The organism is Ideonella sp. P3_A4, assembly GCF_056403075.1.
This window is the reverse complement of sequence record NZ_JBFUGE010001141.1, coordinates 1-1,108: the sequence shown is the minus strand read 5'-3', so window position 1 is coordinate 1,108 and position 1,108 is coordinate 1. Positions and strand designations below refer to the sequence as shown.

The window sequence follows — 1,108 nt, the reverse complement described above, 5'->3', positions numbered from 1 at the left end:
ATGTTCTTGCTCGTATTCAGATCGACCCCATCACTCCAGGTCTGGACAACAGAGCCGTCAAACTCTACCTCCGTATAGATACACCCCTGGTGAGTGGCAACGTAGTAGACGAGTATGGGGACACCGCCTTCGACCATGAATCTGTAGAAGATGCTGTCCACAAAATTGTGAAGTTCAACCGGAACTTCACTGAAGAAGGTTTCAGGGTCTATGCCGATGCAAATGTCGCGGGCCGTCTTCTTCAGCTCTCGCAAGGCACCTGCAAAAGGCAAGGCCTCGGTGACTATTAGATCGGCGACCTTTCCCTTGGAGAAGATCTGCTTTGGCGTGGGTGCTCGAGTATCCATGATGTCGATTCAGCCGCCTAACGTTCGACGTAAGGGGCGGCCTGCGGCTTGCCGCAGGACGTCCCCTTGACGGAGGGGTTAGGCCACAGCATTGCCTGCTCGCCAAATGATTGAAGACTGGGGGAGACCGAGACAAACAAGAAGTTCGCTGAGCACGGCTTCTGGCGATGCGGTTGCGACAGTGCGCACGATGAACACACGCTCCCCGGGCCTCTCCTGATAGTTGACGAGCTCGACAATCGCGCCAGACGGCAGCCGCAAGCCTATGGCTGCCCAGGACCCAAGGCCGTCCTCTATGCCTCGAGCGAGACTAGTGGAAATGCGTTCCTCCAGTTCTGCCTCGGAAACGGCAAGAAGGGCCGACTCGGAATATCCGGCGCTCGGCCATGGCATTCCAAACGGAGGGATCTCGATCGTCTGCATGCTGTGGAATTTCCTTGGGGCCTAACGTTCGACGTAAGGGGCGGCTTGCGCGTACGCGCAAGACGTCCCCTTGACGAAGGGGTTAGACCTCACTTGGTGGCCCTCAGCTTGATGCGTTCGAGTAAGACTGCTTCCTGGTCGTCAAAGGTGACCATCATGCCGGCGCAACGCTGGTTGGAGGTGTCAATTTTCGCATTGAACTCGTTCTGACGCCCCAGAAGATCAGTGGCTTGTTCGTTCAAATCTGTCGAGAGCCTTTGCAAAAGCTTAGCTTTTTGATTGAACGACTCAACGGCCGACTTGTCGCGAAGGCTAATCTTGGGCCGATTGGCCGAGTG

General features: G+C 56.0%; 2 protein-coding genes. Both read right to left on the bottom strand.

Going from position 1 to position 1,108, the window contains the following annotated elements; all coding sequences use genetic code 11:
- On the bottom strand, positions 1-347 hold a 347-nt coding region (locus tag AC1DYI_RS36490; protein ID WP_477208963.1), incomplete at its 3' end, for a hypothetical protein.
- Between the two features lie 512 nt (positions 348-859).
- Positions 860-1,108: hypothetical protein (locus AC1DYI_RS36485; RefSeq protein ID WP_477208962.1), on the bottom strand; the 249-nt coding region annotated here is incomplete at its 5' end.